The organism is Mucilaginibacter sp. P1_D10 (assembly GCF_056406215.1).
In genome coordinates this window covers 45,537-63,098 of the sequence record NZ_JBFUAP010000002.1, presented here as the reverse complement: position 1 = coordinate 63,098, position 17,562 = coordinate 45,537, and the positions used below count along the sequence as shown (strand labels likewise).

Below are 17,562 nucleotides of genomic sequence, written 5' to 3'. Positions count from 1 at the left end.
GTATGGTCTGGAAAAAAATTAAAGCTGTAGCTGCATGGCTGCATCTGTGGATAGGCCTGGTTACCGGTATTATTGTTGTAATTGTATCCGTTACGGGTTGCATACAGGTGTTTGACGAGGAATTATTTGCCCTTTTCCACAAAAATTTAGTCGAAGTAAACAGAACCGGTCCTCCAAAACCGGTTTCTGAATTACTGGCTATTGCCCAAAAGGTTGAGGGTAAAACAAGACCTATTACCTCCATTAAAATTGGCGGAGAACAGGATAGCTACGTATTTTCTAATTTTAAGGTTAACAAGCGTGAAAATATTACCCTAAGCTACTTCAGTCAGTTTAAGTATAAAGATGATATTTATATAAACCAATATACAGGGCAGGTTTTAGGGGTTATTGATAGCCGTTATGAATTTTTTAACGTGGTTGAGCAATTGCACCGCCAGTTACTTCTGGTAAAGCCTGTCGGCAGTGTGGTGGTTGGTGCCTGTGTGCTTTTATTTTTGCTGATGCTGGTTACCGGTTTTATGCTTTGGCTGCCCAAAAACTACCGGCAACTGAAACAAAACATCCGTATAAAGTGGAATGCCAAGTTTAAACGGGTAAATTATGACGTGCATAATAGCTTTGGCTTTTATGTATTACCCATAGCTATCCTCATAGCCGTTACGGGTTTAACCTGGTCATTTAAATGGTGGGAAAAGGGGCTTTATAATTTATTTGGTTCTGCCAGGAAGATAGAGCTTGCCCGTAAGGCCCCTTTAATTACTACCCCGGATACAACGGCAGATCGCTTCGATCAGATCTTTTATGATATGCAACAGCAGGTCAAAGGGAACTACCGCGTTATAGGGTTCAATTTGCCCGAAAAGAAAGAAAAAGTAATAATGACATACGTTTACCTGAAAAATCGGACCGATGGGTGGCGTAATATGAGCTATTACTATTATGACAGCCGTACAGGCAAGCTTTTTGATGAATTGATACACTCCCAAAAGCCACTCGGCCTGAAGTGGCGTAATTCCAATAAGGACATCCACACCGGTCGAATTTATGGCTTACCTACGCAAATCCTTGCTTTTATAGCGAGCTTTATCTGTGCATCCTTACCAATAACGGGCTTTTTAATATGGTGGGGTAAAAGAAAGAAAGAGAACCGAAGTGCCAAATTACTCCGTTCTTGCCGGCACGACCTTGATTTAGGGCGTTAAAAATGGATTGCCTAGCCATCACACCAGGCAATCCCACAACGGCCTTATTAAACAGCATCAGGTTAACTATGCCTCTTGTTCATCGTTATCCAAGCTTGGCGGGATAAGTTTATACATTACGGGTGTCACGATCCGGGAAAGTATAGTAGAACTGATCAGCCCGCCGATCAGTACAATCGCCAATGGCGCTATGAGCGGGTTTGGGTTCAACGCGATAGGGAGCAAGCCGCAAATTGCAGTTATAGAGGTGAGCACAACCGGCAGAAAACGGGTTTCGCCTGCCATACTGATTGCCTCATCTATACTATGGCCTTCCGCACGTAGCTGGTTGGTGAAATCTACCAGCAACAGCGAATTTTTAACCTGAATACCCGAGAGCCCGATGAAACCGATAATAGATACCAAAGACATGGGGTTGCCGGTGAAGAGTAGGAATACCACGCCGCCAAGAACTCCCAGGGGTATGATCGATAGCACAATAATGATCCCTTTAAAGGTTTTAAACTGCAGCAGCAATACGCCGATAAAAAGGAAGGTGCTCAATATAATCACCGAGAGAAAATTACCGCCCAGAGCATCGCCTTCTGACTCCGCTTCGCCGGAAAGCTTGTAATAATAGCCCTGCGGCATTTTTAATTTATTTAATTGCGGAACAACGTCTTTTAAAATGTCATTGGCCAGTACATGCTCTTTCGTAAGCGACGTAACCTTGGCAAACCGGGATTTATTAAAGTGATTGATCGCTGTAGGCGAGGTTTCAAAAGAGATCGTAGCGATCTGGTCTACTAGCACCGGGGTGCCCTGCACATTATTGACATAAAGTTTTTTGAGTGCATTTAAATTGGAGAACTTGTCCCTTGGCGTGGTGATCACTACGTTGCGTGAATCGCCCCGGTCATCAATATAATCCCCTACGGTTAGCCCTGCAACAGCCATACGGATTACTTTGTCCACATCGCTGGTCAGGACACCCAAAGTACGGGCCTTCTCCTTATCGATCTTTATTTTAACATCAGATTTATAGGTATTGAGTTCGTTGTTGACGAAGAATGTGCCCGGATGCTTCTTCAGAATTTCTTCCACTTTAAATGAAAGGGACCGTAAGGTATCCTGGTTCTCGCCAAATACTCTGATTACAATATTTGCTTCGATAGGCGTTCCCTGTTCAAAATCCTTGATTTCGATCCTGCCATAGGGGAAGTCTTTAAACTTCGTTCTTAACAGTTTAATCAGATCTGTTTTTTCTTTAGGTTTAGCTTCTTCATCCAATTGGACAAATACCTGGGCAAAATCAGGTTTTATATCCTGCTGATGCACATTGTAATAGATCTGTGGGTTGCCCTTACCCACGTTAGAAGTGTAATAGACAATCTCTTTATGTTTTTTCAGTTCCCCCTCTACCAGTTTGGTCGCCCGGTCGCTTTCCGGTATGTCTGCCTGTAGCGGCATTTTAATATTGATCAGGAACATCGGCTTTTCCGACGTGGGAAAAAGCTTGAACCCGGTTAAGGTAAACAGGAAAAAAGCAAGCACGCTTAAAGCTAATGATATCCCTATAGTGGCTTTAGGCCATTTTAAGGCAAGCGGCATAACGCGGCTGTAAGATCTGGTCAGAAACTTTTGCAGATGCTTTAAAAAGAAGTTCCCCTCGCCGTGGGTATGGGTTTTTAACATTCGGCTGCCCAGGAAAGGGACGAGTGTTAAAGCCACGATCATGGATGCCAAAACGCTGGTCATCACAGCCATGGGCAGGCTGCGAATAAATTCACCGGCCATGTCGGGTAAAAAGGCTAAGGGCAGAAATGCGATAACCAGCGTAGCCGTACAGCCAATAACGGCGATACCGATCTGTTGCGTTCCTTTGAATATGGCATCCATTCGCGAATGACCTTCCCTGAGCCAGCGTTCAATATTTTCTACCACCACAATACTGTCATCCACCAGCAATCCCAAAGCCACTACAAGGCCTACGATACTGAGCTGGTTTAACGAATAACCTAGTAAGTTCATGGCGATGAGACCCAGAGCCAAGGAAAGAGGGATGGAGATCATCACGATGAGCGATGCCCTGAAGCCTAATGGAAGCAGGGTAATCACCACCAAAACAATGGCTAAACCAAAATCAAAACCCAGATGGCCCAAACGTTCGGATACCATATTGGCCTGGTCGAAGTTTTTTACCATTCGGATATTCTCCGGCAGGGTTTTGCCAAAGGCTTCCAGTACCGGTAAATATTCTTTCTGAACGCTGGCTATATTCACATTGTCTTTCATAGCCGCCGTAACCAGCACGCAACGGTGTCCGTTTATCCTGGTGATGTGGTTCACCATAGCATCCTTATAACTTACCGTGGCCACATCTTTCAAATAAATGATCTTCCCGTTGGCATTATAAATAACGGTATTAGCCACATCATCCGTGTTTTTGAATTTGCCGCTGGTTTTAACGTTAAACACTTTGCTGTCCAGGTTAATGCTTCCACCCGGAATATCCGCAGCCTCGCTTTGCAAACTACCCATCACCACATTAAGCGGTATCTTCAGTTGCGCCAGTTTATCCAACTGCATATCGATGCGGATCTCCTGTTCGGGCATACCAAAGTATTTTACCACTTTCAGGTTGGTGATTTTCTCTAACTGTGTTTTTAAGATGTCTGCTTCGTCCCGCAGCATTTTACCGGAAGCATTGTCTGACACCAGGGCAACTTGTATTACCTTTACATCTGACGATGACACCTTTTCTGTTTTGATCAGGTAAATATCCTTGGGAAGCTCGCTGTTTTTTAAAGCATTGATCTCGGTGGATATTTCCTGGTATTTGTTATCTACATCCACACCGTATTTAAATTTAGGTTGGATAACCGCTACCCCGTCTTCTACGGTAGTCAGGATCTTTTCAATGTTTTCCAGGCCGTAAATCTTGTTCTCGATAGGCTTCACCACCTGTTCTTCCATATCCTTTGGACTGGTGCCAGGGTAAATAACGGTAATGACGTATTGAGGAGGATGGGTGGTCGGGTCTTCCGAACGGGGCATGGTAAACAGCGTCAGCACACCGACAACTGCTACTAAAAGAAATATGATCAGCGTGAACTGATAGTTCTTGACTGCAAAATTGGTGATCTTCATGGCCTTACTTAATAATTTTAATAAAAGACTGTTCGTTGAGGTAGGCGCTGTTGGAAACGACGATCTGGTCTATACCTTCCAGTTTATCCTTCAGATACACATTTTCATTATCGAATTTCAAAATGCTGACCGGCACCCGTTTCACCCGGTTTAACCCTACGGTCGTAAATACAAATCCTTTGTTGCCGTCGGCCTCTACCAATGATGCATAGGGAATGACCATTACGCTTTCATCCTGATGAGTGGCTATTTCGGCTTTGCCAAACATGCCGACGGCCGGTTTTACGCCGTTTAATTGCAACTTGAGTTCGATCTGGAAAGAGCCCAATTCGCGGTCGGCCGCCTGCGACTTACGGAATACAGTGGCGTCAAAGGTTTGACCAGCATAGCCGTCGAGCGTTACTTTAGCGGTTTGCCCTGGCTTAATGATGGCCCATTCGCGGTCAGTCACACCCACTTTAAGTGAATAGCTGTTGTGTTGATTGGTTGAATTGATGAGCAGAACCGGCGTCCCTTCTGCAATTACTTCGCCTTCATTCGCTATTTTCTTGCTTACAAAACCGTCGGAAGCAGCATAAATTTTAGAGTAGCGCGCGTTAAAAGCGGTTGCTTCTCTTGCCTTTTTAGCTACATCTAAAGCCGTTTTGGTGTTCTGCAATTGTTCCAACGTATAAACACTGTCTTTATAAAGATTCATTGCACGGTTATAATCGCGTTGCGCTTTATCGACACCCAGGCTGGACTGGGTTAAACCTGCAGAAATTTCCGTGGAGTTGAGCGTAGCGAGCAATTGCCCCTGTTTAAAGAACTGGCCTTCCTGTACCAGGATGCGGCTGATCACGCCGCCGATCTTGAAGGCGTATTTGGCTTCATCTTCTGTACTGACCAGGCCGGTAGCGCTAATATGATCGGGTACAACTAACGTAGACACCGGGGCGATTTTAACAGATATAATATCCGGCTCTCCTATTGGATTTCCTTCCTTGTGTTTTTCTTTGCAGGAAGCCATTAAGGTTGCCGCTGCTATGATAATGCTGAATAATTGTAAGTTTTTCATCGTTTTAATTTGTTTTTTAATGGAGATGAAGCTATCATGAGCTTATTTATGTTGTTTTTGAACGGTAGCTCATTATGGTTTCATGATTGTTTGTTTTTTAAAGTATTCAAGAGCCTTTGGGGGTTTTTCATGATCTTATTTTTATTGAATGGTAAAACTGGCATTGGCACGTTCGATGGCTGCATCTGCAATCCACGTGTCGTACAGGGCAATATTGGCACGAAGCTGGGCATCGATCCATTGGTTCTGGGCATCCAGCAGTTCGATGTAGATCGCCATGCCTTGTTTGTATAACTTCAGCATATCACCGTAATAGGTCTGGCTGGTTTTTAATTGGGATTGTGCCGCCTCGTATTGCGCGATAGCGCTTTGCATACTGGCCTGACGTACCTTTAGCTCAGTAAGCAGTTGCTGCTGTACGTAATCGGTCTGTGAGGCCAGGGCCTCGCGGTCGGCAATCGCCTGCTTCACCCGGTAATTGTTTCTGCCGGAAGAAAAGATGTTCCATTGAAGAGAGATGCCAAACAGGTAGTAGCGGCTGTTATTGTTGAACTTCCAGTCAAAAGCCTGCGTCCCCAAGTCAATAAAGGTTCCTAACTTGGGGACGATATAGGATTTGGCCAGCCCGGTCAGGTTGCCGTTAATATCTTTAGCAATCCGTAGCTTGGATAGTTCTTCCCTGCCGCTGACGCTGTTCCCTAGTAGCTGTTCGCCGGCAGGTAAGGCCTTGATATCATCCAAAAGGATGCTGTCGGTAAGCGGCCTGTTTAACAGAAAGTTAAAATAATAACGTGCCGATTCTGCTGTTTTTTGGGCACTGATGAGCGAGGCGTTGATCCGCGATACTTCATTCTGGCTTCTAAGCACAACGGTACGGTTAACCTTACTATTTTCATACAACTTCGTATTGATTCTTTGCCCTTCTTCAACCAGGCGGAGAGAGGATTGATAGATACCGGCAGCATACACCGCTTTCTGATAATTGTAATACGCCGTTTTGATCTCTTTGACCAGTTCGCGCTTGTAAAGCAATACTTCGGCCTTTTGCAGGTCGATCTGCTGCTTTTTGATCCGTCTATTATAAATCAGTTCTGCATTCAGGATGGGAAGTGTCGTGCGAAATTTGGCATCATAGAAATTATCCGGGTTGAGCAGGATCTTTTGGTTTTGCAACTGCGGAAAAGCGTTAGTGCCTGTCAGCTGGTTCAGCGTAGCGTAAACGCCGTTAAACAGGTCGCCGGTCGGAAAATCTATCGTGCGCCCGCCGTCTGCCCTGGTGTAAGTGGTAGAAAACGTAACCTCGGGCAGGAACATGCTTTTTGCTTCCTTTAATGCATAGACATTTTTTTCAAGCACGAAGTTTTGTTGTTTAATGCTTTCATTAGAGGCAAGGCCCTGCTGGATATACTCATCCAGTTTGCCCTGAGCTTTTGCAAGGGGTGCAGCCAATAAGGCTGACGATAAAAACAAAAGCTTATAAATTGTTTGATTTTTAAATTTCATTCTCAATCGTTGTTTTAAATTTAAACAGTGTTCAATATGATTGTAAAAAAAGGCTAACTCTTTTCGAGCAGGGCCACAAAAGACTCATAACCATTCTCCATTAATTCTTCGTCGGTCTTGCCGACAAAACTGTTGTTGCGGTTCTTACAGAAAAGTGCGCAGATGCCATGCACCACGGAGATGATCAGGAAGGTAAAATATTCCGTATCCATATCCTTGAATTTGCCTTTCTGCTGGCATTCGCTGATCATTCCCTGCATATAGCTGATCGCCTCCTCGGCTATCTGGAACCCTTCATGCAAAGAATCTTTAACCGGCTCGTCCACAATAAACATCAGGTTATAGTAATCCTTGTTCTCTTGTGCAAATTGGATAAAAACCCGGCCCGAGGCTTTCAGTCTTTCAAAGGGGTCGCGGACCTTTTCCAGTACCTTTAACTGGTTAAGCAGCAGGAGAAAACCTTCCTTATGCAGTTCGTGGAAGATCTCGCTTTTATCCTTGAAATAGAAGTATATGGAGCCCGGGCTATAGTTGATCTCCTGGGCGATATTGCGCATACTGGTCTGGTCATAGCCTTTTTGCAGGAATATTTTGCGCGCCCCGTTAAGGATGCGTTTGTGCATTTCCTGTTTCTCCTCCAGTTTTCGTTCTGCTATGCTCATTATAATTTACTAAGATACAAATATAAGGTCGCCGGTCATCCGGCCAAATGCTGTAGGGTATTTTTCTATTTACGCATCCCGGGACTGATCCCACCCATAATGCTTACCGCCGTAGCGCGGCCTAAAAACTTGAAGCCGAAGAGCATAAAACGGTTCTTCCAGCCCTGTACTATCCTTGGCTTTTTCCGCTTTTGCAGCCCTTTCACGAGTTCCCGGGCGACGTCTTCCACTGAGGAAAGTACAAACTCAGGAAAATCACTCGTCTGCCCACCTGCATGTGCATGAAACTCCGTTTTTGCCGCGCCCGGATTAAAGCCTGCCACGTAAATGCCTTTTGGCTTGAATTCGTACCATAGCGATTCGGAAAAGTTGGCTACAAAGCTCTTGGTGGCTGCGTATACGGAGCCACCCGGCAACGAAGAATGGGCCAGGAGTGAGCCGATGTTTATCAAGGCATCTCCGGCAACAGCATTCCGCAGATACGTATAAGAAAGGGATACTAACGACTGCATATTCAGATTCATCGTATTGATTTGGTCATCCAGCGGGATATCCGTAAACATGCCGTATAAGCCAGCACCCGCGTTATTGATCAGAAGATTATACTTTACGGCTTTTAAATGCCCTGTCAACATATACATGTCCCCGGCATCGTTCAGGTCAGCGGCCAGTATGGTGTGGCCGCTGCCCTCTAAACTACTTAACGCCTTTTCGAGGCGTTCCCCGTTACGGGCTACCAGTGCTACCTGGTAATCCTGGTGAGCCAGTTGCCGGGCTACTTCGAGCCCGATGCCTCCGCTGGCACCTGTTATCATTGCTTTTTTCATGATGGTCTGGATTAATTTTAAACCGGCACAAATCTATTGAACAGTGTTTAATAAAACAACGCCGTTTTATAAATTATTAAAAATCTGACACTGCAACCAGAAAGGTAAAGGTTTACGGCTCAGGAGGCCAGCAAAAATTGGAAGAAAGGGCCCGGGAACTGGGCGTTATACCATCCACCAAATACCAGATCATAGCGGATGTCGAGGTACTTATCATATCCGTTCCCACAATAGCTGTCCCGGAATTATCAGATCTTATCGCAAAAGTTTCTGATAAGGTGATCGTGATTGATACCGCTAACTATTATCCCTTCCGGGATGGCGAGATCGAAGACCTGAAGAAGGGCAAGGTCGAAAGCGCGTGGGTTTCAGAAACCCTGGGTAAACCGGTGATCAAAGCGTTTAACAATTTGCTGGCGCATAGCCTCGAACATGGCGGCAAGCCTTAAGGTGACAAAGACCGGATCGCGATGGCCGTGTCAGGCGACGATCAATACGCTAAAGAGATTGTATCTGGTCTTATCAACGATACGGATTTCGATGCTGTGGACGCAGGTATACTGGCCGATTCCTGGAGGCATCAACCCGGCACCCCGGCTTATTGTACAGAACTGACTGTGGCAGAACTTAAGCAAGCTCTTTCCGATGCCGAAAAACAGCAGGCAGCACACCTGCGGGATTATGCTATCGGGAAGTTCATGCAACTTCCAACTGCACCTACGCATGAGGATGTATTGGCTTTAAACCGGTCGCTGTTCCTTGAAAACCCTGAAAGACATTGAGCCGCAAGCCAGGTCAGGCATAGGTGCTGCTGAACAGCAGCCCCTTAAGGGCTAGGCACCCATTGCCAATATAAACAGAGAATTTTAACAGCCGCAGATCGGAGCATTGCGTTTAAAAAGCGCCCCTCTCACCGGGAGCGCTTTATTAATCAACTACAAATCTCTCTCAATCGACTTGTTTCTTTATTTGTCCGGGTTTTCCCAGATACTTTTCAGCGGGGTCAGATGAACGTTTTTCAGGCGGCCCGCTTGCTTGCTTTTAATTTTAATGTAACTGAACGGTTTGCCCGGAAAGCTGAGTACCGTTGCCGTTGTCAGCCCCCCGTCTGCAAACAGCTCAACCGAGGACGCATCTACTACCAGTTTAAGTTTCATCACAGGTGTAACGGCAATTCGCGGCGCAACAACCAGATCTTTGAATTCGGGATGAAAATTAACAGCACCGGACCGGGAGCGGTCAATGACGAATTTCCTTTCGGCCGCCCGGTAATTAATAACTAGGTATTCGCTTTGCTGATTCGACAAAGTGATGGCGTAATCCGCCTTTGAGCTGACCTCGAAATCCACTACATACTGACCCGGCGTCCCCGTTCCCGTCCGGCCAATTTCAGCCGCATTTTTTTTGCCTGCCGGTACTTCGATACCCCGGATTTCCGAAACAGGAGAGGAAGATATATAGAATTCTCCCTTCCTTTTCGCCAAGGCCAGTTCCCTCGGAATAGTCATTGTATTCCGCCAGCTGATGGTCGGTAGTTCGTTCGCATACCGCCAGTTGCTCATCCAACCCAGGAAAATCCTTCGGTTACCCGTATTGGACCAGGTAACACCGGCGTAGTCATCAGGCCCGTAATCGATCCATTTCGTTTGGGTGCTTTGTGCAGAAAATTTCTTTCCATCAAACTGCCCGACAAAATACTGTGTTGCGGAACCTCCGCTCGGCCCGCCGGGATTGATGCTCACAAGCAGTACCCATTTCTTTATGCCTTTATAATCCAGGCTTATCAAATCCGGGCATTCCCAAACGCCGCCGTGTGCGCCAAGTTTCTCACCAAATTCGCTTTCCTTGGTCCAGTTTTTTAGGTTGGGCGATGAATAAAAGGTGATGCGATCTTTTGTTGCCAGTGTCATCAGCCACTTTTTACCGGGCTCGTACCATTGCACTTTAGGATCGCGAAAATCCCAGATGCCCGGGTTTGGCAGCACGGGATTGCCTTTATACTTCGTCCAGGTTTTGCCTTCGTCGGTACTGTAGGCAATGCTTTGATACTGGTGTAAGCCTGTCTTCGCATCCTCTATCTTTTTATTGTGATGCGTAAAAATGGCGATGAGGGCATTTTTACCGAAACCCGCTGTATTATTCTTATCAACTACTGCACTGCCCGAAAAGATGGTGCCCAGGCTGTCAGGGTAAAGGGCAATGGGCTGCTCCGTCCAATGCATCAAGTCGGTGCTGGTGGCGTGGCCCCAGTGCATAGGCCCCCAAACGGTGGCGCCCGGGTTATGCTGAAAAAACAAATGATAGGTGCCGTTGAGGTACACCATCCCGTTAGGATCGTTCATCCAGTTTGCCCTCGGCGAAAAGTGGAACTGCGGGCGATACGGTTCATCCCCGGATGTTTGTGCTATTGCGTGGCTTGTGTTAAACAGGACTGTCAACGCGGCCACGCCGCTGATAAATAATATTTTTATTTTTTTCATAAGGACTGATTTAGCGGTAATTAATTCCATATCGATTTTAGCTCCCAGGCCTTCAGGTTGAATTGTGTTTCGGCCCCGCCCGAAAACAACTCTATACCCACTTGCTTTTCTGAAGGAAAAGTGACGGCGCTTAAAACAACTTCGCCATCGTTGGTAAGTACTTCTATCGATGACTGATCTATAAAAATGTGCAACTGCAGCTTGCCGTTTTGCAAGCCGACCGGTGCTATTATCTTTTTGGCGAATAAGTGGTTAAAAGTTGTATCGCTAATAAAATCCGTACAGTTTGTACGATCTAAAACAAGCGATGACGTAAGCGGGTCGTACGATAAAACCAGCTTGCGCTCTTCTCCCACCAAAAAATTAAAGCCGAATACTGCTTTGCCTGTGGGCTTAAAATTGGCCAGAATTTCGTAAGTGTTTTTGGATGGTTTAAAAACGCTTAGGCTTTGTGTTCCCTTTACTTTCAAATTGTTTACTGTTACTGTTTTGCCCCTTAACTCCTTCAATTGCGGTATCTGTTGCTGAATAATGCGGTAACCTGCACTAGTCTGCTTTAATGCCAACAACCTCGGCAACGATTCGAAACCTTTACCCCATGCTGTAGGCACTTTATTGGCATATTCCCAGTTCCCCATCCAACCTATGGCAAATACCGAATCGCGCTGATTCCGGCTGGTATCATAATTGCGCCATGTGCGTGTGGCGTAGTGGTCGGGGCCATAGTCCAGCCATAAGGCATGCTCTAAATGCTGATCCATCAATTGGTTTGAGAACATGATATGGTCGATGGCGATGAATGCATTGCTTGTATCGGCATTATTATCTACAATTTCCAAATGTGCCTTTTTGCCAATAAGGTCATGCACATCCCAGCCGTTCCATTTAAACACTTTAGTATTGTCGCCCGTGGCCGAGCGCTCTACTTTTCCATCAATGACAAGATTGATGCTTGTATTAGCCTTGTTGCCACCCGCAATTAAGAAATTGATGGCGGTGTGCCGTATGGTGAATGGTTTAGAGGCGATTTTACCCACGGAAGAACCCGTCGACGGGGTTCCCAAATAATGAGACCCCAAGTAATCGGAGACGCTCGCGTCCCCGAAAGAGACTGTAAAGCCCGCATTTCCCTGCGCCCATCTTGTGGTGATACCTTTTTCAAAACCATCATAAAGCTCGCCCGGTATCCCTGCACCGGTTTTAAGGTAGTTAGCTGTTGCCTCGTCTGGCACGAACGTGTTACCGTCGAAATCGCCGACAAAATACTGAACCTTGTTTGGGCCGCGGCCAATCATCAATACCCATTTCTTAATGCCGGTCCCGGTTACCGGCAGCTCATACAAGTCGGGGCATTCCCAAAACGAGTTTTTTGCGCCCAGGCCGTTAAAGCCGCTACGGAATTTCCAGTTTTTCAGGTCGGTCGATTCATAGATATGGATTTGCTGGATGTTGGGCAAGGTTACTACCATCTTCCAAATCTTTCCCGGTTTGTACCAAAACACCTGCGGATCGCGAAAGAAAATCCTCTTTATATCCAGCACAGGGTTTTTGTCATAGTAGTTGAAGGTAGTGCCGTTATCATTACTTATGGATATCGCCTGTGTTTCGGGTAGTGTATCGCCCCGCAGGTGTCTGGTAAAAACGGCTACCATACTATTTTTGCCAAAGCCGGAGGTGTTATTTTTATCTACCGCTACCGATCCGCTGAAGTAGGAAAACTTGCCATCGTCGCCTTTCATGGGTTTGGGTTGTTCCTGCCAGTGTACCAGATCTTTCGATGTAGCATGCCCCCACCAAAAAAGATGATAGGTGCCATCGTTTAAAACCAATCCGTCAGGGTCGCCTATCCAACCTTTCTCCGGGCTAAAATGATAAAGAGGGCGATACTTTTCTGCATACCCTACGGTTTGCGCATAGGCACTTACTGCTATTACAGACAATAAAATAATCAGGAAAGCACCACCCCTCTTGTTCATAATTCTGATATTAATGTTTAAGCACTTTCAGATTATTTACATCAAGTTGCAGCATATCGGCAGATAGGCTCCATGGTTTCCCCGGCATACCGTATACGCGGTTGGTTAAGGCAACCTGGTCGTTCAGGTATAACACAGCCACCGAATTGTCCAACACTAAACTAAAAGTGTACGTTTTGCCTGTTTCAAAATTGAAAGGCACGCGCGTAACCTCGGTGCCGTTATTATAGGCTGCGATCCGGTGGTTGGCTGGCTCCATTTTTATAACATAGGTGCTGGCATTATTGGTTTGCGTATTAAAGCCTATAGACGCAGTGCCTGTTAGATTGCTGATGGTAAAGCTGCCGGTAATTTTCGCAGTGCTATCCAGCCCTGCAAACTTATAAAGCGCCAGGTTTGTACCGCCGTTTAAGGTATAGGCGGCCCCAGTATGGTTAACAGTACCTGCGTTGCCGCTGGTTACCGGCTCGGCTTCTTTAGTAAAATAAGCGCTTACTGCCGCAGGACTTTTTACGCCCAGCTTATCGCTGCCCAGCTTAAAAAACTGATGCGAAATTAAGTTGCCGCCCCAGGTTCGTGTACCGTTGTCGTTCTCCGGGCTGCGGCGATGCGCCCAGCCTAAAGTGTACCAGTTTGTCCCATCTGTTGCAGCACGGCCGGCATAAAACTGGTGGCCGTCAAACATATCCTGGCCATCCGCTGGTTTCACCCAGGGGCCGGCGGTTGATGCCGCTACCCGGTAATGAGTGCCCGGCGAGCTGCTCCAGTCTTCGGCAAAAAGCATGTAATATTTGCCATCTACTTTCAGTATATCAGAACATTCCAGCATCAGGTAATCACCCTGCACGTTCAGCGGGCCACGGATAGTCCATTTATTGGCAGCCGGGTCTGAAGATTTATAAACCAAAATTATCCCTTTACCTGCCTGCTGGGTACTCACCAGCATCCAGTATTCAGAAAACTCGTCGTTGTAAAACACATACGGGTCCCTAAAATCAGTACCAGAGTATCCTTCGGATGCTTTTAGCACATAACTGTTGTTTTTGGTCCAGGTTTTCAGGTCCTTGCTGGTGGCGTACATAATAGCCTCTCGGGTGTTAGCGCCTATAAAGCCCGGATTGTTATTGGTAAGCCAGTTGGGGCTACTGTTAAAGCCGGTATAATAGTAATAATAAGTATCGCCGGCCTTTATCATAGATCCGGTACCAATAAAATGGTCTTGGGTGTTTACGTTACCGTAAGGTATCGCCTCGCCACCGTCAGAGAAATTGAGCAAATCTTTTGATGTGAATTTATGGATGGCGTGTTGGCCGGCACTGCTCTGCTTTACCTGGTCGGGCGCATCGTGCAGATAAAATATCTCGAATTGCCCGTTTACGTAGTAAGGCATCACATCGCCTACCCAACCCGTGGTGCTGCCCGTGGCGGTATTATTAGTAGGCTTGGGGTAAATGTTGAACCTGGCATCGGCAACCGGGGTAAATGTGGTGCTGGTTACCGTGTCTTTTTTGCAACCGAAAGCCGCCAAGGCTATCAGTAAAGTACCCGCCGCAATATATTTTTTAAAAACCATGTTGATTTTGTTTATCGTTTAAATTCTGTTGACACTTATTGGTGCAAGTAATCGATAGCGTTTTTGGTGACCTTTTTAATATTGGTGAGGTACAGGTTATTTGTGCTTGCGCCGCCCTGTGGCTCAGAATACCAATCGTAGGCACCAAACGCTATAATCACTACGTTAGGCTTACCAGCAGCGTTTTGCCATTCGGCGATGCCTACGCGGCCATCTAAATTATCGTCCCAGTTTTCTGATGCGAGATTGATGCCGCCGGTTTGTTCGCGCCAGCCTGCGCCGTTGCCATAACCGCCCCATTCGTTTACATACCACCAGGCAGTATGGTTAAGGCGGAAAGTGCCACTTTGCAGCAACCACATTTTCCCCGGCTCGTAAGTGTCCACACCCTGAAATATCGGGTGGCTTTCGCGGGTTCTAAATGAAATGCCCCAGTTATTTGAGCCTTCTATAAAACCGGCGGGCAAAAAGTCGCCGAATACGTTATTAGGGCCTTTGCCTGCAGGCACAACGCCCAACGCCTCTACATAGCGGGCAGCAAATGTGGTAAGCATTAATCCGCCGCCGTTGGCACGGTAAGCCTTTAAGGCGGTAATAACTGCCGGCGTAAGCGCGGCGGCAGGCAGATCCTGCGATGAATCAAAATGCCACCAGATAACTTTGTAGTTGGCCAGGCTGCGGCCGCCTTCAATGCTTTGGAAAGAAATATAATCGGCAGTTGGGTAGTTTGTAAAGAACCAGTCGGCCGCCGCTTTTTCATCCGGGTTAGTAATGGCCGCTCTTGAGCCTGCAAGCCCAAGGAACGCGTATTCGCTGATAGAATTACTGATGACGTTTACGTTATAAACCGCGCTTACGCCACCTATGGTTAAGGTGTAAGCCACGGGTTTGGTAAAATCCTGCGCCACGCCCGATGCCGGAGATGCGGTAATGCCTGCGGGCAGGGTGAGCGTGGGTGTCAGGCTGCTGAGGTTGGTGCCATCGGGCAGTATCACCGAAATGTTCTTGCCCTCCTGATCTATAGTCCCGTTTACGCCATTAATACTGAACCCGCTTATAGGCGGCGTTATCTTTACCACCACGGTATAATCGCGGTAGAGGTTGCCACTGGTTATGTGGTAGGTAACGTTGCCGGTAAAATTAAGGGCTTTGCCAGATGCAGGCGATGTAACGGCTCCATCCGGAATCTGCATAGTTGGCGTAAGCGATGCAACATCAGTACCAAAAGGCAGGTTAACCGTTATTTGCCCGGTGCTGTTGTTTATCTCGCCCTGCACGTTATTTATCGCGAACGATTTAAGCTGCACGTCGGCGTCGACATTAAACGCCGATTTTTTTTCCTTGTTACATCCGGTGGTACACAATGCCAGCCCCAGGATAACTAAGAATGCTTTTAATGAATTAATATATCTTGTCATTTTTATTGATGATTTATAGGAGTTAATAACCCGGGTTTTGAACGTACAGCCCCTCGCTAAAGAAGATCTGATTTTGCGGGATAGGCAGGTACTCATCGCGGCCCTTTGTAAAATGCGCCCCCTGGAAAATATTGCGCACAGGTTTTTCCGTATCAAAATAGGCGTTGATCACCTGGTCGGCTATCCCCCACCTTATCAGGTCGAAGAAACGTTCGCCTTCCAGCGCCATCTCCAAGCGGCGCTCAAAGCGCAGGGCCTTTCTCGCGTTGGCCTGATCCCAAATAATGTTTACACCAGGGTTGTAGGGTTTTACATTGTATTTTGATGTAAAAGTTCCGTTCTCCATTTTCAGCCGGGCGGTACTGTTACCGGCACGGGTGCGAATCTCGTTGATGAGTGGCAACGCCTCGGCCTGCCTGCCCAACTCTATCAAGGCTTCGGCTTTGAACAGCATCACATCTGCCAGCCTGATCATGATACGGGTTTTGGTGTTGCCATAAAACGGCGCTATATTGATGAAGCAATCGCAATCGGGCGATACGTTTTCTTTCATAGAATTATAAGTACCATAGATAGGTACGTTGCGGCTCCAGCCGGCAGTAACCAGGCGGGTTGGCTCGTATTTCCATGGCGCACCGGGGCGCGAGATGGTATGATCTACCCTCGGGTCGACCGTATTTACAGAGAAATCTACGTTTTGCTGATTGAAATTATCTAAAAGCGGCACACCCTCTGTGGTGGTGCGGAATGCATTCATCAATGTCTGCGATGGCTTTTGGAAATCGCAGCAGCCAATCCCCTGCGGCACGGTAAGCATATCACCATAATTTACACGACCACGGCCGGCGCCATCATCTGTGGAGAATTGCACCGACATAATGGATTCTGAACCATTCTCGGTACTGCCCGGTAAAAAATTATTGGCAAAATCGGGCTGTAATTTATAGCTCGATGCCAGTACCTTATCGGCAGCATCTATAACCTCCTGCAGGTGGGTTGCATCAATACCTGTTACGGCGTGGTGTTCATCCTGCTTATACGCCTGGAACAGCCTTGTTTTCGCCAGGAAAGCATAAGCCGCATATTTATTGGCCCGGCCTACCTGTGGCTGCAAGGCCGGGAGGTTTTCTGAGGCGAACTTGAAGTCGAGCGCAATTTTCTCCAGGATCTGGTCGCGGGTAAACTCATTATTCTTTTTGTTTTTGTATTCATCTGCCGGTAGCGTCTCGTCTATGTAGGGAATATTTTTAAACAGGTTCTCCAGCATCAGGTACCAGTAACCACGCAAAAAACGAAGTTCGGCTTTGCGGGTATTCAGCAGGGGGATTTCTGCCTCGGTGAATTTATTCATCACCCTTAAGCCTTCATTTGCCCTGCGGATACCGATATAGATATTAAACCAGATACCATCGTAGTTCCATTGATCGGGGCGCGAGTTTACAAACGTTTCCATGGAGTGGAAAACATCGCCGTCGTTTATGCCGCCACCGCCTTTATAGGCATCATCAGCACGGATGTTACCATACTGATACATGCTGAATGCACGGTTTATTTCATCGTTTCCTAATTGCGAGTAAGCGGCAATTACAAAGCCTTCTGCCTGCTCCGGCGTGGCCACCTGCTCCTCATTTAGCGAACCTTTAGGGCCAACATCTAAAGCCTTTTTGCACGAGCCTGTTATAATAAGCGCCGCTAATAATGTTGTGTATATATACTTTTTCATGATCGGTAT

At 46.7% G+C, this 17,562-nt stretch carries 12 protein-coding genes and 1 pseudogene; 3 read left to right on the top strand and 10 right to left on the bottom strand.

Annotated elements, in window-relative coordinates; translation table 11 throughout:
* Positions 1 to 2 precede the first annotated feature (2 nt).
* Positions 3 to 1,205 (top strand): PepSY-associated TM helix domain-containing protein, encoded by a 1,203-nt coding sequence (locus tag AC1DYT_RS02815; protein ID WP_477468134.1) that lies wholly within the window; start codon positions 3 to 5, stop codon positions 1,203 to 1,205.
* Between the two features lie 66 nt (positions 1,206 to 1,271).
* On the opposite strand, the gene AC1DYT_RS02810 is transcribed toward AC1DYT_RS02815, so the two are convergent.
* The 5 genes from AC1DYT_RS02810 to AC1DYT_RS02790 all read right to left on the bottom strand — a co-directional run bounded on the left by AC1DYT_RS02810 (position 1,272) and on the right by AC1DYT_RS02790 (position 8,383).
* Positions 1,272 to 4,334: an efflux RND transporter permease subunit gene (locus AC1DYT_RS02810; RefSeq protein ID WP_477468133.1), complete on the bottom strand. Its 3,063-nt coding sequence runs from the start codon at positions 4,332 to 4,334 to the stop codon at positions 1,272 to 1,274.
* A 4-nt stretch (positions 4,335 to 4,338) separates the two neighbouring features.
* Entirely contained in the window at positions 4,339 to 5,391 is a 1,053-nt protein-coding gene (locus tag AC1DYT_RS02805) for an efflux RND transporter periplasmic adaptor subunit (RefSeq protein WP_477468132.1), read from the bottom strand.
* Positions 5,392 to 5,532: 141 nt separating this feature from the next.
* Positions 5,533 to 6,894, bottom strand: a complete 1,362-nt coding sequence (locus AC1DYT_RS02800; protein ID WP_477468131.1) for a TolC family protein — start codon at positions 6,892 to 6,894, stop codon at positions 5,533 to 5,535.
* A gap of 53 nt (positions 6,895 to 6,947) precedes the next feature.
* Positions 6,948 to 7,556, bottom strand: a complete 609-nt coding sequence (locus AC1DYT_RS02795) for a TetR/AcrR family transcriptional regulator (protein WP_477468130.1) — start codon at positions 7,554 to 7,556, stop codon at positions 6,948 to 6,950.
* A gap of 65 nt (positions 7,557 to 7,621) precedes the next feature.
* On the bottom strand, positions 7,622 to 8,383 hold the full coding sequence (locus tag AC1DYT_RS02790) for an SDR family NAD(P)-dependent oxidoreductase (protein ID WP_477468129.1): 762 nt from the start codon (positions 8,381 to 8,383) through the stop codon (positions 7,622 to 7,624).
* Positions 8,384 to 8,493: 110 nt separating this feature from the next.
* On the opposite strand from AC1DYT_RS02790, the pseudogene AC1DYT_RS02785 reads away from it, so the two are divergent.
* Positions 8,494 to 8,832, top strand: a pseudogene (locus AC1DYT_RS02785) (NADPH-dependent F420 reductase); the annotation flags it as partial.
* A gap of 27 nt (positions 8,833 to 8,859) precedes the next feature.
* Positions 8,860 to 9,165 (top strand): hypothetical protein, encoded by a 306-nt coding sequence (locus tag AC1DYT_RS02780; protein ID WP_477468128.1) that lies wholly within the window; start codon positions 8,860 to 8,862, stop codon positions 9,163 to 9,165.
* 183 nt (positions 9,166 to 9,348) lie between these two features.
* Here AC1DYT_RS02780 and AC1DYT_RS02775 read toward each other — a convergent pair whose 3' ends face one another.
* Genes AC1DYT_RS02775 through AC1DYT_RS02755 form a run of 5 tightly spaced genes read right to left on the bottom strand, consistent with a single transcriptional unit; the run spans position 9,349 to position 17,553 of the window.
* On the bottom strand, positions 9,349 to 10,863 hold the full coding sequence (locus AC1DYT_RS02775) for a glycoside hydrolase family 32 protein (RefSeq protein ID WP_477468127.1): 1,515 nt from the start codon (positions 10,861 to 10,863) through the stop codon (positions 9,349 to 9,351).
* A gap of 20 nt (positions 10,864 to 10,883) precedes the next feature.
* Entirely contained in the window at positions 10,884 to 12,839 is a 1,956-nt protein-coding gene (locus AC1DYT_RS02770; RefSeq protein WP_477468126.1) for a glycoside hydrolase family 32 protein, read from the bottom strand.
* A gap of 10 nt (positions 12,840 to 12,849) precedes the next feature.
* Positions 12,850 to 14,412: a glycoside hydrolase domain-containing protein gene (locus AC1DYT_RS02765; protein WP_477468125.1), complete on the bottom strand. Its 1,563-nt coding sequence runs from the start codon at positions 14,410 to 14,412 to the stop codon at positions 12,850 to 12,852.
* A 35-nt stretch (positions 14,413 to 14,447) separates the two neighbouring features.
* Positions 14,448 to 15,830 (bottom strand): DUF4960 domain-containing protein, encoded by a 1,383-nt coding sequence (locus AC1DYT_RS02760; protein WP_477468124.1) that lies wholly within the window; start codon positions 15,828 to 15,830, stop codon positions 14,448 to 14,450.
* Between the two features lie 22 nt (positions 15,831 to 15,852).
* Positions 15,853 to 17,553: a RagB/SusD family nutrient uptake outer membrane protein gene (locus AC1DYT_RS02755; RefSeq protein WP_477468123.1), complete on the bottom strand. Its 1,701-nt coding sequence runs from the start codon at positions 17,551 to 17,553 to the stop codon at positions 15,853 to 15,855.
* Positions 17,554 to 17,562: the final 9 nt, after the last annotated feature.